Source organism: Kitasatospora sp. Ki12, from assembly GCF_054601375.1.
Window position 1 is genome coordinate 306,390 of record NZ_BAAIHT010000004.1, and the last position, 21,266, is coordinate 327,655.

Sequence of the window (21,266 nt, forward strand, 5' to 3'; positions counted from 1 at the left end):
CTAGGGGCGGCTCCACCGGATGTCGGGCTCAGGTGAGCAGTTCGACGCAGTCGTAGGCGAAGCCGGGGCTGAGGAATCGCGAGCCGCTGCTGCCGGAGACGACGGTGACGGTGAGCGTGTTGGTGCCGGGCCGCAGGGCGGAGGCGGGGACGGTGAAGGCGTAGGTGTGGTTGTTGCCGCGGTAGGAGCCGACCGTGAGCGAGCGGGTGCTCGGTTCGGGGCTGGGCGGGAGGACGGGTGAGGTCCAGTCGTTGAGCCGGATCCGGGGGCGGGCGTTGAGGAAGGCGGTGGTGATGCCGATGTTGAGGGTGCGCGGGGCGTCGGCCTGCTCTGCCGTCAGGTCGAAGGTGACCTTCCGGCCGTCGTTGACGTCCCGCCACTGGTAGGCGGGGAAGTCGGCGTCCGTGGACCGGCCCACGGTGAAGTCGCCGGTCCACGGCTCGGCGCGCACGTCCGAGGGGTGTGCGTGGGTGACCAGGCCGGCATTGCGGAAGCCGGCCGGGGTGCCGTCCCAGCGGCCGATGCGCCAGATCGCCGGAGCCCGGCCCGGGTCGTCGGCGGGGGTGAGGGTGATGGTGTGCAGGGCGGTGGTGCTTCCGGGCCGGACGGTCACGGTGCCGGTGCGGACGGCGAGTTCGCCCTGGTAGACCGTCCAGGTGTAGTCGCCGGGCAGCATCCGGCGGGCGGCGTACGCGCCGGTGCCCGGGGCGGCGCTCGCCCAGTACTGCGCGTCGGCGTTGGCGAACCCGACGGTGTAGGCGAGGGACGGGTCGCGGCCCGAAATGCCCACCCCGGCCACGGCTCCGCGGCCGCTGTCGCCGACCCAGCCTTCCAGGCCGAGCCCGTCCACCCAGGAGGTGTCGACGCGCTCGTGCCACAGCTCCGACGAGGGCGCGCCGCCGTCGGTGAAGGCGAGCACGTACGGCCCCTGGAGGCCGAAGCGCTTCGGCTCGGTCTGGTTCTCGCCGTAGTAGAGGATCTCGTACAGGCCCGCGCCGTTCTCGTAGGAGTGCCGCATCAGGGAGCGGTAGAACGGTCCGCCGGACGCCTTCTCGTGGTTGCTGCGCACCATCCACAGGCCCACGCCGGGCTTGCTCCAGCCCACGTACCGGTAGTCGATGACCCGTTGGTTGGAGTAGTGCTTGGACCGGGTGGTGCCGTCGGGCCGGCGGCGCACGTCCTGGGCCTCGATGAGGACGTCCTGGGTGGAGTCCCAGGAGTCGGGGTTGTCATTGGGGAAGAGGCCTGGGGGGACGCGCACGATGTAGCGGGTGACGGTGATCGAGTCGTCCGCCTTGTCGGTCCACAGGTAGACGTTGTTCTCGCCCTGGCGTGCGGCGTAGTAGTGGCGCAGGGTGCCGTGGACGACGCTGACCAGGATGGTCCCGCCGTGCTGGGCGATGCCCACCGTGGACGGGCCGAGGCCGGATTCGACCTGGGAGTTCTGCCCGTTGTAGCCCTGGTACTCGGTGCCCCGGTAGACCAGGGAGGTCAGGTCGCCGGTGCTCCTGCTGACCCGGAAGACCAGGTCGGCGCCGGTGCGCACGGTGTACTCGCGGCCGTCGTCGGTGTAGCCGAACATGCCGCTCGCCGTGCCGCCCGCCGGGGTGGCGGCCTGTGCGCCGGACAGGCCGCCACCGGCGCCGGCCGCCGCCCCGCCCAGGGCGATGCCCGCCGCTCCGGCCCGGGCCAGGAACCGGCGGCGGCTCTGAGGATGCTTGCTCATGCTGCGATCGTTCCTCTTCGGTCGACGGCTGTCACAGGTTCGGGTAGATGGGGAAGCTACAGGTGGGCACCGCACCGCTGCCAGAGGGCAGGGCAGGGCAGGGCAGGGCAGGGCAGGGCAGGGCAGGGCAGGGCGTTGACGGTGACGCCGCTGCCGCTGACGATCCGCCCGTCGAAGCGCTCAGCCCCGGGCAGCCCCGTCCGGCGCACCGCCTCCGTTGACTCACCAGCGGCTGAGCCATCCAGGCTCAGGCACCAACTCCCTTGGCCGGTTCAGTCGTTGCCCGCGCCGTGGTTCAGCCGCAGGTCGACCCGCCCCGCGGTCGCGCGCATCCGTCTGCGCCTTGTCCGAGCCCGATGTCGGTGCTTGACTTTGCCTCAGTGGAGCCTGTCACGGGACGGGCCGCGAACTACGGGGGATGATCAATATGCCCGACTGGACTGGTGGGTTGGCCCACGCCGTCGCCGCTGCCGGCCTGACCACGGCGGCGCTCGTCGGTGTCGGTGCCACGGCCGTCAGCGACGGCACCGACGCCCCTGACGGCCGGCGGCACCCGGCCAGCGTGGTCGGTACCGACGCGCAGGGGCACTACCTGGGTGCGGGTGCCCCCATCTGGAAGTCGGAGACGTCCGGGGCGGGCCAGTCCCACCACCTGAGGCCGCAGCGGACCAACGCGAACCCCGACACCTGACCACTCGTCGGGGCGGCCGGCACCGGCCGCCCCGACGGGCACCGCCGGCGTCGGTGACCCGGCCGGCGAAGCAGCGGCGCGACGACCACACCGCCTTCCGGACCCGAGACCTGGCGGGTCGCGTGACCGAGCTCCTGCTGCCGGGCGGCAGCGGGGCCGACCGGATCGTGGAACGGGCCCGCGAGGCCCGCCCCGGGGATCCGGCGCGGGCTCGCATGGTGCTCGCCGCCGACCGCGAACCGCGCACCCGGGTGGGCACGTTTGCGTACGGCCGTCACCCCCCGGAGCGAGGCCGAGGCCCCGGCCCCGGGATCCGGGTCAGTGGACGGGGCGGACCTGGAGGGCGTTGATGCCCCAGTGGATCGACGGGTCCGAGGTGTGCACGGTGAACTGGAAGTCCCGGCCCGGACGGGCGGGGATGTCCACCGAGCCGACGCCGACGGAGTCCACCGGGCACTGCGCCGTGAAGTCGGCCGGAGCCGGACCGCCGACGTGCACCTGCACCGAACCGCCGCCCTGACAGCCGACGGTGACGGCGATCGGCAGCGTCTCGATCACCGAGGCCGTCACCGCGCCGCCGTTCCCGATCCAGTCGGGGATCGAGAACATGGTGTCCTCGTCCGAAGCCGGCGGCAGGATCCGGCCCGTCCCCGGCTGGCCGAAGGGCTCGTCCGGTGCCGGTGCCGGATCGGCGGGCCGCGCCGACGCCGTCCCGGCGAACGCCAGCGTCACCCCCAGCACCCCGGCCGCTGCGGCGAGCGTGCGCGTCTTCGTCCGCTTCATCGTGGTCCCCCCTGCCGTGTTCACCTGTCGTACCGGTGTTCGGTACACGAAGTTGATCCTAGAACGCGGCACCGACAGCGCGCACGGGAGGCCGCCGTGCCGACCAGGACCACCACCAGCTGTGGAAACGAGCGCCAGCGTCGCTCCCACGCCCGGCCCTCCCCGCCTTCTCCCACACCCCGGCGCAGGTCGCCAGGTGCGCCGCGGTCTGCCCGTCTTCGGTGCGAGGGACGGTGCCGTTCGATGAACGCCCGCAGACGGTGCCGCTCCTCGCCGGTGCCGGCGGTGTATGCGAGGTGGGCGGCGAGCCGGTACACCCCGCGCCGCCGGCGGACAGCTCCGGGGCGGGGACGAGGTCGAGCGGGCCACAGGCCTCGCCCCGGGCGCCGGAAAGACCCCAGGCCCGGCAGGGAGCGATCCTCGCCGAGGCCCTGCGCGACGAGTACTTCAAGGACGGCGGCCGCCGCGCCGGCGGACTCGACGTCGAGCTCAACGACGTCGCACGGATGGACGTCGAGCTGTAGCCTTCGCGGCCGGAGGCCGCTGGCGTCCGGCTGTTGTGACTGAGCGCTTCAGCTGGCGGATGAGTGCCCTGGGTGACGAGTCGGTTCGCCGGAGACCAGCCACCGCCAGCGTCGGCGCTCCGTGACCAGAGTCGCGGCGGCCAGCAGGGTCACGGGGCCGGCCGCCCACACAGGCCAGGCCAGCCATGAGGAAGCCACGGCCGAGGCGAGTTGGAGCAGCACCAGAAGGATCGTGACCCAGCCCGGTACTGCGATGATCACCTGTGCTTTGTCACCTGGAGTGGAGAAGCACGTGGGAAGGCCGACCAGGAGTACCACGGACAGAGCGGCAAGCAGCCAGGAGTGGCCGGCCAGCACCCAGGGCGTCGCCACCCATGCGACGAGTTCCACCGCGAAGCGCAGAACGGACGCGGCGCGGTCGTCCGGTCGGGCCGAAGTCGATTCCCCCGCAGTATTGATCACCTGTGGACGGTTTCACCGCCCGCACCCAACGGTCAAGTGTCTGAGCGCCGTTGCTCGCCTCGGCACCGTTCGAGGTGCTGCCTGCGCTGTCGGCGCGTGCGCCACAGCGGCCGCCATCCTGCTGATCCAGCACAGGTGACGGACCTGCGTGCCAACGCCGCCCGCTTGGAGATCGGGCCTGCGGGCGACCGGTACGCCACCGCGCTGAACAACGAGGACGGGCCCCGCCACCTCGACCTGCGCGCCATCGGCAACAGCATCCAGCTGACCGCGTCGCCCACCGACTGCGAGGGCACCGCCGACGTCTGGCAGGTGCGGCTGCGCGACGACGACAACGGGCAGAAGACGGCCCGCACCGTCGGCGACTGGGGCAACACGCAGCAGCAGGAGCCGGCCGACTGGCGGCAGCCGGCCAACGTCGTACTGATCACCAGCCTGCCGATCGCCGGCTGCAGCCTCGCCGTCAGCATCGTCGTCGGACTGGAGAGCACCGTACCGCTGCTGATGGTCGCCGCGGTGGCCACCGGCACCGGCTCCCTCGCCGCGCACCGCTTCCTCAAGTCGCAGATGCACTACGAACCGGTCGCGTCCGGCTTCTGCGACCGCCGTGCGCGGGCCCTGTGCCCGGCGTCGCCCCGGCGCTACAGTTCCCGCACCGCAGCGGGGCTTGCGGACGGACGCGGGTGGGAGGCGGCGGGGATGGGCTCGGGGGTCCTGGCGAAGCTCGGCGGAGGGATCGGCGGGCGGACGGCCGCACTGGTCGCCGCCGGAGGACTGACGGCGGCCGGCGCCGGCGCCGGCGTCTGGTGGGCCGTCCACGGCCCCGCGCTCCACGTGGTGCAGCGCAGTGCGCAGGTCGTGGTGGCGGGCGGCGGCGAACAGACCGCGGTGGCCGGCTGCGCCAAGCACGAGACCGCGCTCAGCGGCGGGTACGCCGTCGACGGCGACGGGTTCGCCACCACCAGCGAGTTCCTCGGCGGCTCCGACTGGCTGGTGTCCGCGTACAACCCCGGGGGCACCTCCGTCACCCTCACCGCCTACGTGCTGTGCGTCAACGCATCGGTGGAGTTCGCTCCGCGCGGCGAGTACACCATGCAGGCGCACGCCTTCCAGGACCGCAGCAGCGACAAGATCGGGGGCGGCGACCTGACCGAGCAGGGCCCGTTCGCCGGGCTGACCGCGAAGTCGATGGCACAGCCCTACTGCGACGGCGGCGGACTCGTCCAGCTCGGCGTGGAGTTCCGGGCCACCCGCCTGGTCACCGGACGGGCGGTGGCACCCGTACCACTGGCCGAACTGGACTCGGCCTCCGCCGACACCGGCTCCAGTGCCCCCAGTTACTGGGCCGCCAAGACCAACCCCGGGACCGCGCTCAGCACCCGACCGTTCCCGCTGGGCGACAGTGACGGCGCGGAGCGCATGACCCGGATCGTCGATCCGCAGCCGCCCGAGGCCAACTACGCGGTCGGTGTCCGGCCGATCTGCGCCAAACTGCCCTCCGCCACCATCGTGACCGGCGCGGTGGACGTTCCCGCCGGCGGAACCGCCGCGGCCGCCGTCGCCTGCCCCAAGGGCCGCTTCGTCGTGGGCGGCGGGTACAGCTTCCGGGAGAAGGCAGTCGGTGGCGCCCAGCGCTTCCACGGCGACGGCTGGCTGTACGCCCCGGCCTCCGGGCCCACCCCCGGCGTCAGCGGGCACGCCGTCAAGGACTGGCAGATCACCGGCCGCAACCGGCAGCAGGCCGGCGCCCAGTACGAGGACTCGGTGTGGATCGAGCACAGCGACCGCGAAACCTCCACCGGCAACGTCTACTTCGACAGCCACCCGCACGGCGCCGACGACCAGCTCCTGCGCGGCACCACCGCACCGGACAGCCAGCACATGGTCGCCGCCGCCGTCTGCGCCACCATCGACGCCGAACCCACCGAGCCGGGCGCGGTCCACGTCGCCACCGGGCTGCCGCAACGGCCGCCCGCCGTGGACGTCCCAGGGGGGATCGCCTCACCCGCCGTCGTACCGACGGTCCCGCCCTCCGCCTCGCCGTCGACCCCGCCGTCGACCTCGCCCTCGCAGTCCGGGTCGCCGCAGTCGCCCTCGCCCAGCCCCTCCGCCGTGCCGAGCACCGCGTCCGGTCGGCCCAGCAGCCACGGCCCGACCGGAGCCCCGCAGACCACCCCGTCCGATCGGCCCGGCAGCCAGAGCCCGACCGGAGCCCCGCCGACCGCCCCGAGCAGCCCGCCCACCGCGAACCCCGAACCGCAGCCACCGGCCGTCACCATCGAGCAGCCCGCCTCCGGCGGCACCCTGCGGCGTGGCTGCGAGGAGCACTTCAGCGGCACCGCCCACACCCGGCCCGGCAACCAGCCGATCACCGACCCGCAGGCCACCACCTGGCAGCTGATCGGGCCCAACGGACCGCTCACCCTCGGCCACGGCACCACCGCCACCTTCACCGTCCCGCTGCTCGCCGACGGCACCTATCCGCTCGTCCTCACCGCCCGCGACTCCGCCAACGGCCTCACCGGCCGGACCCAGACCAACGTCCGCATCACCGGCTGCCTGCGCTGAGCCGCCCGCACCGAGCCGCCCCGCTGCCGCCGTGATCTGCCACGGCCGCCCCCAGCCCACCGCCACGCTGCGCCTGGAGGTCACCCGCCGGCGGTGGGTGGGCGTGTTCTCTACAGTCCGGGTGTCTCATGAGGCACAGGGCCTGGGCGCGGATGGGTCGACCTGCGGGTGCCTGTTGGGCTGTGGGACATTGCGATGCCACCGTCCTGGTGTCACGAATGAACGGCGCACCAGGTTGACGACTGGTCTTCCGCCGCTCATCAACTCCGACCAGCACGCCGTCAGGCGGGCTCGGATGCGCTACGCGTTCGTCACTGGACGGGACGTTCTACACGCCGTCCCGTGGTGCGGCCATGAGGCCTCGCTCGGATCGTGCCCTGCCGTCCGGGTCTGGTGGGACATCGGGATAATGATCTTGGATGCTGGCTGGTGCTGGGCGAGGGGCGGGCGGGGTGCGGATCAACGTTCTGGGGCCGCTTCAGGTTGTGCGGGGTGGGGACGGGGCGGACTTCGAGGTCGGCGGGGCGCGGCTTCGGCTGCTGCTGGTCCGGCTGGCTCTCGACCCCGGGCGCGTGGTCACCCGTGAGCGTCTGGTGGACGACCTCTGGGGAGACACCCCGCCGGAGGAGCCCGCCGGCGCCCTGCAGTCCCTGGTTTCCCGGCTCCGCCGGGCGCTGGGGGCCGACCGGACCGTGATCGGTTCGCACCCCGCCGGGTATCTGCTGGACCGGCCCCGGGCGAGCGTGGACGCCTGGGACTTCGAGCAGCGGGTGGCCGCAGGGCGGGCGGCGCTGACGGCGGGCCGGTCCGCCGAGGCGGTCGCGCTGCTGGACGGGGCACTGGAACTGTGGCGCGGGGCACCGTTCACGGACGCCGCGAGCGCCGGGTTCACCTCCGCGCCGGCGGCCCGGCTGACGGAGCTGCGGCTGGCGGCGCTCGAGGACCGGGCAGACGCCCTGCTCGCGCTCGGCAGCACCGAAGCGCTGCCGCGGCTGGTCGCCGAGCTCACCGGGCTCTGCGTCGCGCATCCGCTGCGCGAGCGGGCCGCCGTCAGGCTGATGCGCGCGCTCCACGCGGACGGGCAGCAGGCGGCGGCGCTGAAGGTGTACGAACGTACCCGGCGGGCACTGGCCGAGGAACTGGGCGCCGACCCGTCCGCCGAACTGCGCGACGCCCACCTGCAGGTGCTGTCCGGCGCAGGGTCGCCGGCGCCCAGGCCGGCCCCAGCTCCCACAGGGTTCCCGGCCGGGCGTGCGGCACTGCCCACTTGGCTCACCGCTCTGGTCGGCCGCGACGAGGCGCTGGCGGCGGTTGGGGAGCGCCTGCACCGGTCCCGCCTGGTGACGCTCACCGGGCCGGGCGGTGTCGGAAAGACCCGGTTGGCGATTGCGGCCGCGACGGCCGCCCCGCCCGCGACGGACGTACGGCTCGCCGAACTCGCGGGCGTCGACGGGCCGGACGCAGTGACCCAGGCCGTACTGACCGCTGTCTGCCGCCCGGCGGAGGCCGGCGTGCTGGCCGGCGGCCTGCCCGCCGGCGAGCAGGCCGGGGACCCCGTCGACCGGATCGTCCGGGCCCTGGAGGGCCGAGAGGTCCTGCTCGTCCTGGACAACTGCGAGCACCTGATCGAGGACGCGGCCCGGTTGACCCATCGACTGCTGGCCGCCGCGCCCCGGCTCACCGTGCTGGCCACCAGCCGCGAACCGCTCGCAATCACCGGCGAGGCGCTATGGCCGGTGACACCGCTCGCCGTGCCCGAGCCCGGCTCCACCGCCCAGGAAGCGCTCGCGCACCCGGCCGTCGACCTCTTCGCGGAACGGGCTGCTGCAGCCTGCCCCAGCTTCACGCTGGACCACGACACCGTCGAGCCGGTCGTCCGGATCTGCCGGGAGCTGGACGGCCTGCCGCTGGCCCTCGAACTGGCGGCGGCCCGGCTGCGGGCCCTGAGCCCCGGACAGGTCGCGGCGCGGCTGCACGACCGGCTCCGGCTGCTGGACCGCGGCCCACGCACCGCTCCCGACCGGCACCGCACTCTGCGCGCCGTCATCGACTGGAGCTGGGAACTGCTCGACGAGGACGAACGCGCCCTGCTGCGACGGCTATCCGTGTTCGCCGGCGGAGCGACCCTCCCCGACACACACCTGGTCTGCGCCGACAACTGGCCGGGCGGGCCGGCGCCCGACCCGACGGCCGTGGAGGACCTGCTGGCGTCCCTGGTCGACAAGTCCCTGGTCGCGGCCGTCGGCCGGGAGACCGGCACGGTGCGCTACCGGCTGCTGGAGACGGTCCGCGCCTATGCCGCCGAACGGCTCGCCGAGGCCGGCGAGGACGACCGAACCGGCGCCGCCCACCTGCGCTGTTTCGTCGAGCTCGCCGAGAACGCCGAACCCCGGCTGCGCACGGACGGCCAGACCGGCTGGCTGGCCCGGCTCGACGCGGAGCAGGGCAACCTGGACGCGGCACTGCGCCGGGCGGTCGCCGTCGGCCCACCAGAACACGCGCTGCGGCTGACGGCCGCCCGGGCCTGGCCCTGGTTGATGCGCGGTCAGGGTCGTGAGGCCGGTGAGTGGACGGCGGCCGTTCTCGCTGCCCACGGCTGCATTCCGCCGCCCAACCTGGAGCAGGCACACGCCCTGTGCGTGGTCCTGGCCCAGCTCACCGCCCCGCTCCGGGAGAGCGGCGAGTCCGCGATCCCACCGGAGGCGATGGGCGCGGCACTGGTCACGGCACAGCAGGCCGACCACCCGGTTGCCCTGGCCGCCGCGCTGCTGCTCGCCATGGCGGGACCGCCGGAAGCAGTGGGCGCGACCGCGCAGCGGTACGCCGAGCACCCCGACCGGTGGATGCGGGCCGCCGCCCATCTGGTGCTCGGCCGGATCGAGTTGGGCGCGGGCCGGATCGGGCACGCCGAACACTGCCTGCGGACCGCGGTGGACGGCTTCCGCGCCCTGGGTGACCGCTGGGGGACGGCCATGGCGCTGGTCACGCTCGCCGCGCTGCTGTCCGTCACCGGCGCGGCCGACGAGGCCCTCGCGGCGCTGACGGAAGCCGGTGAGCGGGATGCCGAGATGGGCGGCTCCGGCGAGGCGCCGCTGTCACCGCTGCTGTCTGGCCGCCTGCGGGCGCGCTGCGGCCAACCGGCCGCGGCCCGGGCCGACCTGGAGCGAGCGCTGGCCGAAGCAGAACGGGCCCGGGACCCGCACCTGCAGGCCGCGGCCCGCTACGCGCTCGGTGAACTCGCGCGCCGCACCGGGGACTTGGGGGAATCGCTGCACGGCCAGCAGGAGACGCTGCGGCGCCTGGAGCAACTGCCGACGACCGGCCCCGGCGCCCCCGCGCGCCTGCACCTGCTCGCCCTGCTGCACACCAGCCTGGCCCGCACCCAGCAGCGGCGCGGCGCGCCGGACGCGGCCGGCCCGCTGCACCGCCGGGCCCTGGAGCTGGCCGCCAGGAGCGACGACCAACCAGTGCGGGCGGACGTGCTGGAGGGGTTCGCCGAGTACTGCCTCGACCTCGGCGAGGCAGCGCGCGGTGCGGCGGCACTGGGCGCCGCGTACGGCCTGCGCGGGACCCACGACGCGGGCGATCCGGAGCTGCGGGCCGTCCTGGACGGCTGCGCCGAGGCTCTCGGGGAGGCCGGCTTCCGGTCCGCCTGGGAGCGCGGTCGGGCGTTGTCGCGGCCGGAGTCGCTGGCTCTGGAGGCGGGCTGACCGCCCCCCGGGGGGGCTGGCCGGATGTGCGATCAGCCGCTGAACGGCGGCTTGGTGGGTGCGCAGACCGTACCGGGAGCGGGCAGGACGCCGTCGATCAGGTAGCGGGTCTCGTGCTCGGCGGCGCAGTCGCTGGGGTTGGCCAGCACGGTGTGGCCGTAGCCGTCGACGGTCAGCAGCCGCGCGCGGGCGAGCGAGCGGGCCATCGCGCGGGACCCCTCGTACGGCATGGCCGGGTCACCGGTGTTGGCGACGACGAGGACCGACCGGGCGGTCGGCCGGTTCCACGGGCCGTCGTAGCGGTCGCGGTCCCGGACGGGCCAGTCGGCGCAGCGCTCATCGGCCCAGGCGAAGTACGGGCCCACCTCACCGGAGCGGGCCCGGGCGGACGCGGCCAGAGCGGGGTAGTCGGCCCGGGCGGTCGGGTTGGCGCTGTCCGAGCAGACCACCGCGAGCGCCTGGTCCGGAGACTGGTGGGGGACGGGCGGCAGCGGGGTGCCCGGCGCGGAGAGGGTCTCGGTGGCGGTCCAGAACGTCTGGAGCCTGGTGCCGAGCTGGCTCCAGTCGATGGGCAGCTTCGCGACGGGGTTGGTGGCGTACAGGTAGGTGATCGTCGTCTCCACGGTCGAGCCGGCGGTGACGGTCGCCCCGTCGACCACGACCGGCCGGGTGCGCAGCCGCTGGAGCAGCTCGCCGTACCTGGCCCGGGTGGCGGCGGCCGTTCCGGCGGAGAAGGCGCAGGTCCGGGGGCCGGCCTGGCCGCACTGGTCGAGGAAGGCGTCCAGGACGCGGCCGGCGGCCACGTCGCTGCCGTTGCGCAGCAGGGTGCCCGTGGTGGCGGCCTGCCCACCGTGACCGGTCGACCAGGCCACCGGGTCCGGGGCACTGTCGAGGACCATCGCGCGGACCCGGCCGGGGAACAGGTTGGAGTAGGTGGCGCCGAGGTAGCTGCCGTACGAGGTGCCCAGGTAGCTGAGCTGCCGGTCGCCGACCGCGCGGCGGAGCAGGTCCATGTCCCGGGCCACGTTGGCGGTGGAGATGTGCGACAGCAGGGCGGGATTGCGGGCCGCGCACTGCCGGGCGAGGCGCTGGTAGGCCTCGGCCCAGGCCTTCTGCTGGTCCGCGCCCTCGGGGTAGCCGGCGGCCGTGCCCGCCAGCAGGGCCTGCTCGTCCGCCGGGTCGTCGAAGCACTGGACGGGAGCGCTGCCACCGGTGCCGCGCGGGTCGAAGCTGACGATGTCGAAGCGCTGGCGCACCTCTTCGGGGAACTGCCCGAGCATCATAGGCAGGGCCACGGTGCCGGCTACGGCCGGGCCGCCGGGATTGTAGAACAGTGAGCCGATCCGGTGGGCTCGGTCCTGCGCCAGGTGCCGGATGACAGCGAGGTCGATCCCGGCGCCGCGCGGGTCGTGGTGATCCAGCGGGACGCGGGCGGTCGCGCACTCGAAGCCGTCCGCGCACGCCGCCCAGGCGAGTCGGGGCACCGGGACGGTGTCCGGCGCGGCCACCGCGGTCGTCGGGCACACCGCGGCCAGCAGCGCGGCCGCGGCGGCACCGGCGACGAGCCGCCAGGCTGCCTCCCGCCGATTCGCGGTGCGGGAGGCCCTGGGTCGGCGCGGTCCTGCGGCCGGGCCGGTGGGAGGGGAGGTGCGAGTCACGCGGGTGCCCTTTCGTCGACGGTCCGGGCAGTCGTAGGCGCTCCTCGGTTGCGGCGCACCGCCCGGCACATGTGACAGTTCCGCACCCCGCTGGCAGACCGCTGGCATTCCGCTGGCAGCAGCTCAGGCGCCGTCCGGCAGGGAGGCGGGAGGCGCACCGCCAATATGGCCTCTGGCCTGGTGCCGTGCGGCGAGGGCTACGAGGAGCGGCCACATCGTGTACCAGGGGACGAGGGGGCGTACCCACGGACCGCAGACGGCCGTTGCGGCAAGGGTGAGCAGGCCGAGTGCGGCGAAGGCGGCCGGGCAGGAGAAGAGCCAGCGGGCTGGAGGCTGTTCGACGGCCTGGGTGTGGGGGTCCGCTGTCACGGCGCGCACGGGTGCCCGGGGGCGGGGGCGGGGGCGGGGGCGGGCGACGGGGCAGGGGTACGGGTCATCAGGGCTCCGGAGCGGGGCGGCGGCGGACCGGGTCGGTGGCCCGGCAGCGGGCTCATGATGTGAGGGAGTGTCCGGGGCCGGCCGCCGGCTGGTCGGCCGGCCCCACTTGGCTGGTCTGGGCGGAGCCCGGGTACGCCGCCCGCCGTCGGACGGGACGTACCGGGCTGCGCGGGCTTGGTGGCGGCGGGGTTCAGCCGCTGAGGGCCATCCAGCACAGGGTGGCCACGCCCAGGGCGGCGTTGACGGCGATGAGCGCGGCCGTCCACGCGGTGCCGGAGCGGCCTTCGCTCTCACGCCGGGTGACGATCGCACCGGTCACCACGACGATGTCGAGCACGGCGAGTGATGCCAGAAGTTCACGCATACCGGGCCTCAGCAGATGTGGAGGGAGACGAGGCCGGAGACGCCGGAGCCGACGGCGAGCGCGGACGACAACGCCCCCGCGGCCTCCGCCGATATCGCGATCCCGACGACGGTGATGCCCCCGGCCAGCGCCGCCGCGCCGAAGACCGGCGCGCCGATGGTGTAGACGGCGGTCATCGCCGCCGTGTGGCAGAAGCCGTGCTGCTGAGGGCCGGTGTCGGCACGCAGGACGAGGGTGCCGTCCACGTCGGCCAGCTCCACGGTGACCGCGTCCGCCGTGTAGACCGGAACGGACTGGCCCGGCCGCAGGCCGTCCTGGCGCGCGGCGTCGACGGCGGCGAGGATCTGCTCGGTGACGGCTTGCCGCGCTGGGTCGGCCTGGGCGACGGCGACGGCGCCGTTGTCGCGGGGAAGCGCCACGGCGGCCGAGGCATTTCCGGCGGCGGCCAGGAGCGAGCAGGTGACGACCACGGCGAGCGCGGTCGAGAACGGGCGAAGAACCCGGGAATTCATTGGTCCCTCCGATGAATTACTGCCGGCTGGGCAGTGAGGCCCCGAGTGGGCCTCCTGAATCTATCTGTCGCAGGAAAGGCAATCGGGCAGGCCGCAGTAGGCCGCAGCTTCCTGCAGATTCCGGTGCAGCTTCCTGAAATCCGGCGCGGGACGCCGGTCGTACGCATCCGGGCATGCCGGGATTCGCCGCCGATGGCGGGATCGCGTGAAGTGCTTCCCCCGCCCGGCCGGCCCGAGGACGGGGTCCGTTCCTGGCGGATTCCTGCGGAGCCGCCGGTGCCGGCCTCGTCGATGCCCAGGCGCGGTGCCTGGCAGTGCCGGCTTGCGGACCGGGAGACGGGCGGCCGAGCCGAAGCGATCTTGCTTCCGGGACTGTGGCACACGGCACGACGGAAAAGGAAGTGGCTCTGCGGCCTTTCTCGGAAGACGGGACTTAGGTCCCAGCCCGGGGAATCTTTGGTCCTTCACCGAAGGGGCTCGAAGTCACCACTGCCGGCGGCGATATCAGACGTTTCGCAAAAGGCCGGCATCGAATCGCCGGTGTCAGCCCGGGCAGGCCATACGACAGCTCTATGGGGTAATCGATCGGCCGCCCCTGCCCCGGCTCAGCCGTGGCGTGAAGGGTGAGGTCGGACAGCAGTGCTGTGCCGATGGGAAACGGGCTGTTCAGCCCGGACACTGATACAGGAGAAGACCCGGCAGTGAAGTGGAATCGCGCAACGAAAACGGCAGCCGTCGCACTGGCGACCGGGTTGCTGGCCGGCGGCGGGCTGGCGCCGGCGGTGGCCGCCGCGGCAACCGAAGGCTCGAAGGGGCCGGCCGCAACGGCCGCTGGCACCCTCATCACGGCTGCTGAGCTCGCCGAAAGCGACTACATCCGCTTCAGCGGCGACGAGGACGACGGTGTGCCCGGCGGTCTGATCGAGGTGAGGACCGCCGAGGGGGGAACGTTCCTCGTGTACTGCCTGGACGCCAAGACCGACGTGCGGGAGGGCTCGCTCTACCAGGAGACCGCTCCATCCGGTGCGACCACACTGAAGGGCAACCCCGATGCGGGGAAGGTCAACTGGATCCTCCAGCACAGCTACCCCAACGTCACCGAGGGCGAGCTCGGCAAGCTGGTCGGCGGCGAGCTGTCCAAGGACGCGGCGGCCGGCGCGACCCAGGCCGCCATCTGGCGCATCACCAACCACGTCGCCGGCGTGCCGTTCGACTCGGTCGGGGCCAAGCTCGCCGACTACCTGACCTCACACGCCGCCGACATCCCGGAACCGGCCGCCGCGCTCTCCCTGTCCCCCGACACGGTGACCGGAAAGGCCGGAACGGTTCTCGGCCCGATCGTGATCACCTCCAGCGGTGATCCGGTCGCCGCATCCCTCGACCCGGCAGCGGTCACGGCTGGTGCGACGCTCACCGACCAGGAAGGAAACGTCCTCTCCGACGGCCACGGCGCACTGACCCGCCCCGCGAAGAACGGTGGGCAACTGTTCCTGAAGGTCCCGGCCGACGCCACGCCGGGCCAGGCGACCGTCACCGCGACCGCCGCCGTCGCCGCCCCGCCGGGCCGAGCGCTCACCAGCCCGGACAGCCAGGACCTCCTCGTGGTGGGCGGTGACGCTCGGGTCCCCGTCAGCGCGACCGCGAAGGCGGTGTGGACCGCGGCTGATCCCACGCCACCGCCCACCGAGAACCCCGAAGACCCCAGCGATCCCGGAAACGGCGAGTCCGAGGAACCCGGAAACGGGAACAAGCCGGAAGAGCCGGGCAACGGCGGGAACGATCCGGCGCCGTCCCCCGACCCCACCGCGTCCAGCTCACCGCACCCGTCCCAGACTTCCGTCCCCACCGGCACACCGAGCCACGAAGCCGGCTCCGGCCCCACCGGCGCCACGGGCCCCACCGGCACGACCGCCGAGCCGGCCGGACCCTCCACCACCCCGGCTGACGGGGAACTCGCCCACACCGGTGCGAGCGGCACCGTCACCGCCGCTGCCGCGGCGGCCGTAGCTCTAGTCGCCGGAGCAGTTCTGGTCCTGGCCGGCCTCGCCCGGCGACGACGCCACTGACCGCGACCGGCCCGCGGGTTGCCGATCGCGGCGACGGTATCCACGACGCGCGGAGTGCGCGGCCGCGGACGAGTGCCATGCCGCCGGGCCGGAGCAATCGCTCCTCCCCTCCATAGGGTGCCCGCGCCGACGGTCCCGACCCGGCCGATTGCTCGACAGCCGCCCGGCCGGTGCCGCTGATGTCGAACAGGTCCGCCGTCAGAGTCGCTCGCAGCGGGCGGCGGACCTGCGCTCCCTACCCGGCGAGCGTGAAGCCCACCAGGCCCATGCGGCGTCGGCGCGGGGGGCGGAGGAAGACGTTCAGGTCGGCCGGACCCCAGCACATCGCCCGGACAGACCCAGGCCGCCCGCCGCGGCCGGGGCGCTTCGGCGCTGGGGAGCGAGGCGGATTCAACCCGGGCGAGAGCGGTGGCGAGCACGGCGTCGGGCAGATCGTCGTCCGGCGCCCCGAAGACGACGTTGCAAGTTAGCAGTTCAGTGTCGTCCGTTGTTCTCATGGAGATGCCGGGCATCATTTAGTGGTAGTGCGTATAAAAGTGCAGGCCAGTGGGATATCTTGCGACAGCATTGAATGGCGTCACTCGACACGGAATCATGACATTGAGTGAGAAGTGCCGGTGCATTCTAGCGAGAATCCTGCAAGAGGGTTCGACGTGCCTTTTTGTTGCGATTTTCTGCTTTTCTGGCAGGCCCTGCCGCAGCTGAGTGTCTCTCTGAGTCGGGGCTCAGGACGGGCTGGGGGAGCCACCCCCCCCATGCGCCGGGGAACCACGACGCGGCCTACACCGAGGACATCACCCACCAGGAGTCACCCCGTGCGCTGGGGAACCACCCCGTGCTGCAGTCCACCGGCGGCGTGCTCGTGGAGCCACCCCCGTGGCGCTGGGGAACCACTTCCTACCCCGGCGAAGGACGAACTGGCGCACGGAGCCACCCCCGTGCGCTGGGGAACTACTGGCAGCTGCAGGCCTGGCAGAGACGCCCGGTGGAGCCACCCCCGTGCGCTGGGGAACTACTGGCAGCTGCAGGCCTGGCAGAGACGCCCGGTGGAGCCACCCCCGTGCGCTGGGGAACTACCGCCAATCCATGCACCCCCCTCCCTGTGTTCGAGAGCCACCCCCGTGCGCTGGGGAACTACCCTTCCTGATCAGGGATGTTACGGCGATGGTGCACCCCGGTGTTTTGGTTTGGGGCCCGGGTGAGGCCCGCAGCTGAGGCTGATGGCTGACGTTCTGTAGGAGCCAACCGCCCCCGTTCGGCGGGGAGCCACCTCGCACTACGCCCAGCCTTACCAATTCTCCCTGGAGCAACCCAAAAGCGCTGGGGACATGCGCTTGGTCCGCCAGTCAGCCACGCGACGGTGAGCTACCCCCCATGCGCTGGGGAATTATCAGGTGATCGAGGAGAGCGTCGGCGCAGGCGTGCGAGTCACCCCCCGTGCGCAGGGGAACTACTCCGCCTGACTCAAGACCCACCACGCCGCCGCCGAGTCACCCCTGTGCCCTGGGGACTACATCATCAGGACTCGGAACGCCTGCACTGGAAGGGAGCCAACCCCGCGCGCTGGGGAACTACTTCCAGAATCTCAGAACGCCCAGCGCGGCTTTGGAGCCACCCCCGAGTGAACTGCTGGGACTCTTCGCGATCAACGTCGACGGCTACGAGCCACCCTGAGTGCCGGGGTACTTCCCTTTCTCGTAAGGGACGTTACTGCGGTGCTCCTACGAAGGGAAACTGCTCTGCGACCGCGGTGTAGCGCCTCCCTCGGAAGGAGTCACCCCCGGGCGTGGGGACTGCGGGCCAGTCCCGCCGCAGACCGTGCGGGTTCAGGAGCTATCCCCGTACGCGTGGGGACCACTCCCAGGCAGCCATGGACAGATCCGGCGACGCCGAAGCACCCCCGTACGCGTCGGGACCGCACGAGCGGGGCCTCCGAGGGGCTGCTGGAGAAGGAAGCACCCCCGTACGGGTGGGGACCGCCCTTTCCCACCAGGGATGTTATCGCCGCAACGAGCGCGTCGCCCACCACGGTCGCTCCGGCTGGGTCTTCGTCCAGGACGGGCCCTTCGCCACCGGTTTCGAGGCCCATGCCGTCGAGCAGGCCGTTCTCCGGTACCTGCGCGAGGCCGGCCACGACCCGTACCCGCCGGGACGTCATGCCGAACGGCTGGACCGAGACTTCGACGCGGACCTCGTCACACCCACCGTGCTCGCGGCGATCGTGGAGACCAGCTTCGCCGACCTCGCCGGGACGGTGACGCCGATACCGGGGCGGACCATCCTGCGGCCCGATCGCGGGAGCGTTCGGTCGGGCCCCTCCGATTCCCCGCGGCGGCCGGCTGGTAGGGCTGACCGCAGGCGGCTGCACGGGGTGACTGGTCAGTACAGCGGGGCCTGGCCATCCGCGGCGCGCAGCTGCCCGGGGCCGGGCCCGTCTCCGGCGAGGGCGTCGCGAACACGGACGGCCAGACGGGTGTTGCGGCCGAGTTCGGGGGTGTTGAGGGCCTTCATCAGCGCGGCGTGCTGGCCGACCAGGACGACCATCCGCTTGCCGCGGGTGACCGCGGTGTAGAGCAGATTCTGCCGCAGCATGATCGTGCTGGAGTCCTTGAGCAGCGGGACGACGACGAACGGGTACTCGCTGCCCTGGGAGCGGTGGACGGTGATCGCGTACGAGTGGAGCAGGGTGTCGAGTTCGTCGAACCCGTAGTCCGCGCTGTCGCCGTCCTCGAGCTGGATCCGGATGGTACGCCCGGTGGTGTCGACTGCGGTGACGGTGGCCGCGCTCCCGTTGAAGACACCGTTGGCGCCCTTGCGGGGGTTGTTGCGCACGGGCATGACGCGGTCGCCCACCCGGAAGGGACGGCGCTCGCTCCAGTGAACCGGCTCGCCGTCGCGCCCGGGGTTGATGATGTCCTGGAGACGCAGACCGAGCTCCAGGGTGCCCACGGCCCCCTTGTTCGCGGGGCACAGCACCTGGATGTCGCTGTGAGGGACCTGGTACCTCTCGGGCAGGCGGCGGGTAACGATGTCGACGACCTCGTCCGCCAGAGTGCCGAGCTCCTTCACCTCGATGAAGTAGAAGTCGCCGCCGTTGCGCAGGCTCTCGCCGGCCCGGATGCGGTGGGCGTTCGTCGTGATGCTGCTGCCCATGGCCTGGCGGAAGATGTGCGTCAGGGCGACGCGGGGCACAGCCTCGACACGCAGCAGATCGGCCAGGACTCGGCCGGGCCCGACGCTTGGAAGCTGGTCGACGTCGCCGGCGAGCAAGAGGTGCGCCCCGGCGGGGATCTTCTCCAGCAGCCGGTCGAAGAGCCGCACGTCCAGCATGGATGCCTCGTCGATGACGAACAGGTCGGCTTCGAGGGGATCGTGGGCATCGAAGAGGCTCACCTGCGCCGCTGGGTCGGCCCGGGGCGGATAGATGAGCCGGTGAACGGTGGTGGCCTGGCGTCCGGTCAGGTCGTTGAGGCGCTTGGCGGCCTTGCCGGTCGGCGCCGCGAGGCTGACCTTGGCGCCGAATGCCTCGGCCAGTTCGACGACCGCCCGAACGGTGAAGGACTTGCCGCAGCCGGGCCCGCCGGTCAGGACGCTGACCGGCTCGGTCAGGGCCATCCTCACGGCCGCCTCCTGGTCCGGGTGCAGCTCCATCGTGCTGTCCAGCAGCGGGAGGGGCCCACCGCGCCACCGGCACCGTGCGGCCAGTTCGCTCCTGGCTCGCGACAGCCGACCGAGGCGGTGGGCGACGGACTCCTCGATGGCGTGGAGCCGGCGCCCGAAGACCGCAGGCCCCCGGTCGCGCCGCCGCTCCGCACCGCCCTGGTCCCGGTCGGTTTGGGGGAGCGGCTCGATCACGACGTGCCGCTCAGCGCGCAGGACGTCGAGCTGCTCAGGCAGCAGGTGGCGCAGCGAGCCGCCCAGCGAACGGTCCGCCTCGTCCAGGAGTTCCTCCTGGCGCAGGAAGCAGTGCCCCTGCTGCCCGGCTACCTCCTCCAGGACGTGCACGATCGCGGCCTGGAGCCGCTCGGCGCCGTGCTCGGGCAGGCCCAGGGAGAGCGCGACACGATCAGCGGTGCGAAAGCCAACCCGGTGCACCTCGGTGAGGCGATAGGGGTGCTCGCACACGATCTCCAGTACCTCGCACGCTCCAGTGGCCTCGTGCACCACGTCCCGGAAGTGGTGCACGATCCGGGGGGCGTGCCGGGCTGAGACGCCAGCGTTCTGGAGTAGCACCATGATCTGGCGGATCTCCTGGTGCTGCTGCCAGGCGTCGAGGATGTCGGCGTAGCGCTTGGTGCCGATCAGGTGGACCTCCAGCAACCGCTCGGGGGTCTCGTCGATGACATCGAGCGTGTGCTCTCCGAACTCGTCGACGATGGCCTCGGCCAGCCGTCTGCCGATGCCCTTCACCAAACCCGAAGCAAGGTAGGCGCGGATCGCGTGGCAGCTGGACGGCGCGACGTGCTGGCACGTGGTGGCGTGCAGTTGCTCCCCGTAGCTCGGATGCATCGAGCGGGTGCCTTGAAGTCGCAGGGTCTCGCCGGGTTGGACGTCGAGGAGACAGTCCCCGGAGGCGCTGATGGTCTGCCCCTCGGCCACGCTCAATCGAACGATGGTGAAGCCGTCCCTGCGCACGTAGACCACGCGCTCGACAACGCCTTCGACGACGTCGCGCTGCTGTTCGTCCACCTCGCGCTCCCCGCTGCCTGCACGATCACCGGGCTTGATCGGCACGACCGTAGCCGGGTCGGCGGGTGCCGATCCACTGGATCGTCAACTTCGCTCCACCAGGCCGGTTGCAACCTCGTCAGTCCCGCGGGAGGGAACGGCGAAGCCAGCAGACGGAGGGAAGGAAGCGGATGCTGCCGGCCTTGCGGGTCTTCGCTTTCGCCCTCTTCTTGCGCTGCTCCGCGAGCTGGTCCTTGCAGGCCGCGGCGGCACGCTGGTAGGCGGCGACGAAGCCGGGGTGGTTGAGGCGGTGCTCGGCCAGCATGATTGCGATCACAAGTGAGCAGTTCGGTGTCGCTGTGATTTCTCATAAAGGTGTCAAGAGAAGCTGGGTGGTTAGTCGCGTGTCTGCAGGCGACAGTCTCAAGTCTGGGCCTTGGGGAGCCAGAAGCGGCGTGACATGATGTGAGAACTGCCAGTGCGTGCGGGGACTACCTGGGCATTCGGTGGCGCTTGCCAGTGAGGTCCGAGCCACCCCCGTATATGTGGGGACCATCCTGGGCCGGTTCGTCGCCGTGCTCCTCAGCGAGCCACCCCCGAATGCATGGGAACCGCATGGCCTCGGCAACCCGGTACCAGAAATCACCCCCACGTGTGAGGACTACCGGTGTCGGAGGCGAAGACGCGGGCCATGACGAGGCACCCTCATATACGGGGATTGCCGCGACCGCACCGGCTGGGCCAGCCTTTGCACCGAGCCGCCCCCCTAATGCGGAGGGACCACAGCTGGGGAACTACCACCTGCACGTGACCGCCAGAGCCACCCCCGTAGGCATGGGGACCCCGTGGTGCCGTAGGACTGGAGGGCTTTCCGCTCCGAGTCACCCCCATATACGCTGGGGAACTACACGTCCTTGATCTTGCGGGCGTACAGGCTCCGGGAGCCACCCCCCTCATGCGCCGGGGAACTACCCTTTCTCAGCAGAGATGTTACTGCGGCCCCGGGCGATAGTGGGTATCACCCCCGTCGCATGGGGACTGCGCGGCGCCAGACCGTGGATTCGGATAAGGAGACGCCCGGACACCCGAAGGTACC

At 72.4% G+C, this 21,266-nt stretch carries 13 protein-coding genes; 5 read left to right on the top strand and 8 right to left on the bottom strand.

Features of this window, described 5'->3' with window-relative positions:
* Positions 1 to 28: 28 nt before the first annotated feature.
* Entirely contained in the window at positions 29 to 1,726 is a 1,698-nt protein-coding gene (locus tag ACYP53_RS41030) for a rhamnogalacturonan lyase B N-terminal domain-containing protein (protein WP_459651189.1), read from the bottom strand.
* Positions 1,727 to 2,153: 427 nt separating this feature from the next.
* Between ACYP53_RS41030 and ACYP53_RS41035 the strand changes: the two genes are divergently transcribed.
* The gene (locus ACYP53_RS41035) at positions 2,154 to 2,417 is read left to right on the top strand and encodes a hypothetical protein (protein ID WP_459651190.1); all 264 of its coding nucleotides are present in this window, start codon (positions 2,154 to 2,156) and stop codon (positions 2,415 to 2,417) included.
* A gap of 318 nt (positions 2,418 to 2,735) precedes the next feature.
* Here ACYP53_RS41035 and ACYP53_RS41040 read toward each other — a convergent pair whose 3' ends face one another.
* Positions 2,736 to 3,200 (bottom strand): hypothetical protein, encoded by a 465-nt coding sequence (locus ACYP53_RS41040; protein ID WP_459651191.1) that lies wholly within the window; start codon positions 3,198 to 3,200, stop codon positions 2,736 to 2,738.
* A 296-nt stretch (positions 3,201 to 3,496) separates the two neighbouring features.
* Between ACYP53_RS41040 and ACYP53_RS41045 the strand changes: the two genes are divergently transcribed.
* Positions 3,497 to 3,724: a hypothetical protein gene (locus tag ACYP53_RS41045; protein ID WP_189922889.1), complete on the top strand. Its 228-nt coding sequence runs from the start codon at positions 3,497 to 3,499 to the stop codon at positions 3,722 to 3,724.
* A gap of 48 nt (positions 3,725 to 3,772) precedes the next feature.
* On the opposite strand, the gene ACYP53_RS41050 is transcribed toward ACYP53_RS41045, so the two are convergent.
* Complete coding sequence (locus tag ACYP53_RS41050) at positions 3,773 to 4,186, bottom strand: hypothetical protein (RefSeq protein WP_189922891.1); 414 nt, start codon at positions 4,184 to 4,186, stop codon at positions 3,773 to 3,775.
* Positions 4,187 to 4,321: 135 nt separating this feature from the next.
* Here ACYP53_RS41050 and ACYP53_RS41055 point away from each other — a divergent pair, with 135 nt between their 5' ends.
* Positions 4,322 to 6,754: a hypothetical protein gene (locus ACYP53_RS41055; protein ID WP_459651192.1), complete on the top strand. Its 2,433-nt coding sequence runs from the start codon at positions 4,322 to 4,324 to the stop codon at positions 6,752 to 6,754.
* Positions 6,755 to 7,239: 485 nt separating this feature from the next.
* On the top strand, positions 7,240 to 10,464 hold the full coding sequence (locus tag ACYP53_RS41060; RefSeq protein WP_459651193.1) for a BTAD domain-containing putative transcriptional regulator: 3,225 nt from the start codon (positions 7,240 to 7,242) through the stop codon (positions 10,462 to 10,464).
* Positions 10,465 to 10,496: 32 nt separating this feature from the next.
* On the opposite strand, the gene ACYP53_RS41065 is transcribed toward ACYP53_RS41060, so the two are convergent.
* From ACYP53_RS41065 to ACYP53_RS41075, 3 genes are all read right to left on the bottom strand, one after another.
* Entirely contained in the window at positions 10,497 to 12,122 is a 1,626-nt protein-coding gene (locus ACYP53_RS41065) for an alpha/beta hydrolase (RefSeq protein ID WP_189922897.1), read from the bottom strand.
* Positions 12,123 to 12,750: 628 nt separating this feature from the next.
* Entirely contained in the window at positions 12,751 to 12,924 is a 174-nt protein-coding gene (locus ACYP53_RS41070) for a hypothetical protein (protein WP_189922899.1), read from the bottom strand.
* Positions 12,925 to 12,932: 8 nt separating this feature from the next.
* Positions 12,933 to 13,436, bottom strand: a complete 504-nt coding sequence (locus tag ACYP53_RS41075) for a hypothetical protein (protein WP_459651194.1) — start codon at positions 13,434 to 13,436, stop codon at positions 12,933 to 12,935.
* Positions 13,437 to 14,137: 701 nt separating this feature from the next.
* Here ACYP53_RS41075 and ACYP53_RS41080 point away from each other — a divergent pair.
* Positions 14,138 to 15,502: a thioester domain-containing protein gene (locus ACYP53_RS41080; RefSeq protein WP_459651195.1), complete on the top strand. Its 1,365-nt coding sequence runs from the start codon at positions 14,138 to 14,140 to the stop codon at positions 15,500 to 15,502.
* 2,379 nt (positions 15,503 to 17,881) lie between these two features.
* Here ACYP53_RS41080 and recD2 read toward each other — a convergent pair.
* Both recD2 and ACYP53_RS41090 read right to left on the bottom strand, forming a co-directional pair.
* The gene (gene recD2 / locus ACYP53_RS41085; RefSeq protein ID WP_459651196.1) at positions 17,882 to 20,191 is read right to left on the bottom strand and encodes an SF1B family DNA helicase RecD2; all 2,310 of its coding nucleotides are present in this window, start codon (positions 20,189 to 20,191) and stop codon (positions 17,882 to 17,884) included.
* A gap of 118 nt (positions 20,192 to 20,309) precedes the next feature.
* Positions 20,310 to 20,495, bottom strand: coding sequence for a hypothetical protein (locus tag ACYP53_RS41090; protein ID WP_459651197.1), 186 nt, complete (start codon positions 20,493 to 20,495; stop codon positions 20,310 to 20,312).
* Positions 20,496 to 21,266 lie beyond the last annotated feature (771 nt).

Coding starts and splice junctions, on each gene's coding strand:
- ACYP53_RS41090 (WP_459651197.1), bottom strand. CDS start 20,495: ATGCTGGCCGAGCACCGCCTCAACCACCCCGGCTTCGTCGCCGCCTAC.
- ACYP53_RS41040 (WP_459651191.1), bottom strand. CDS start 3,200: ATGAAGCGGACGAAGACGCGCACGCTCGCCGCAGCGGCCGGGGTGCTG.
- ACYP53_RS41070 (WP_189922899.1), bottom strand. CDS start 12,924: ATGCGTGAACTTCTGGCATCACTCGCCGTGCTCGACATCGTCGTGGTG.
- ACYP53_RS41030 (WP_459651189.1), bottom strand. CDS start 1,726: ATGAGCAAGCATCCTCAGAGCCGCCGCCGGTTCCTGGCCCGGGCCGGA.
- ACYP53_RS41035 (WP_459651190.1), top strand. CDS start 2,154: ATGCCCGACTGGACTGGTGGGTTGGCCCACGCCGTCGCCGCTGCCGGC.
- ACYP53_RS41075 (WP_459651194.1), bottom strand. CDS start 13,436: ATGAATTCCCGGGTTCTTCGCCCGTTCTCGACCGCGCTCGCCGTGGTC.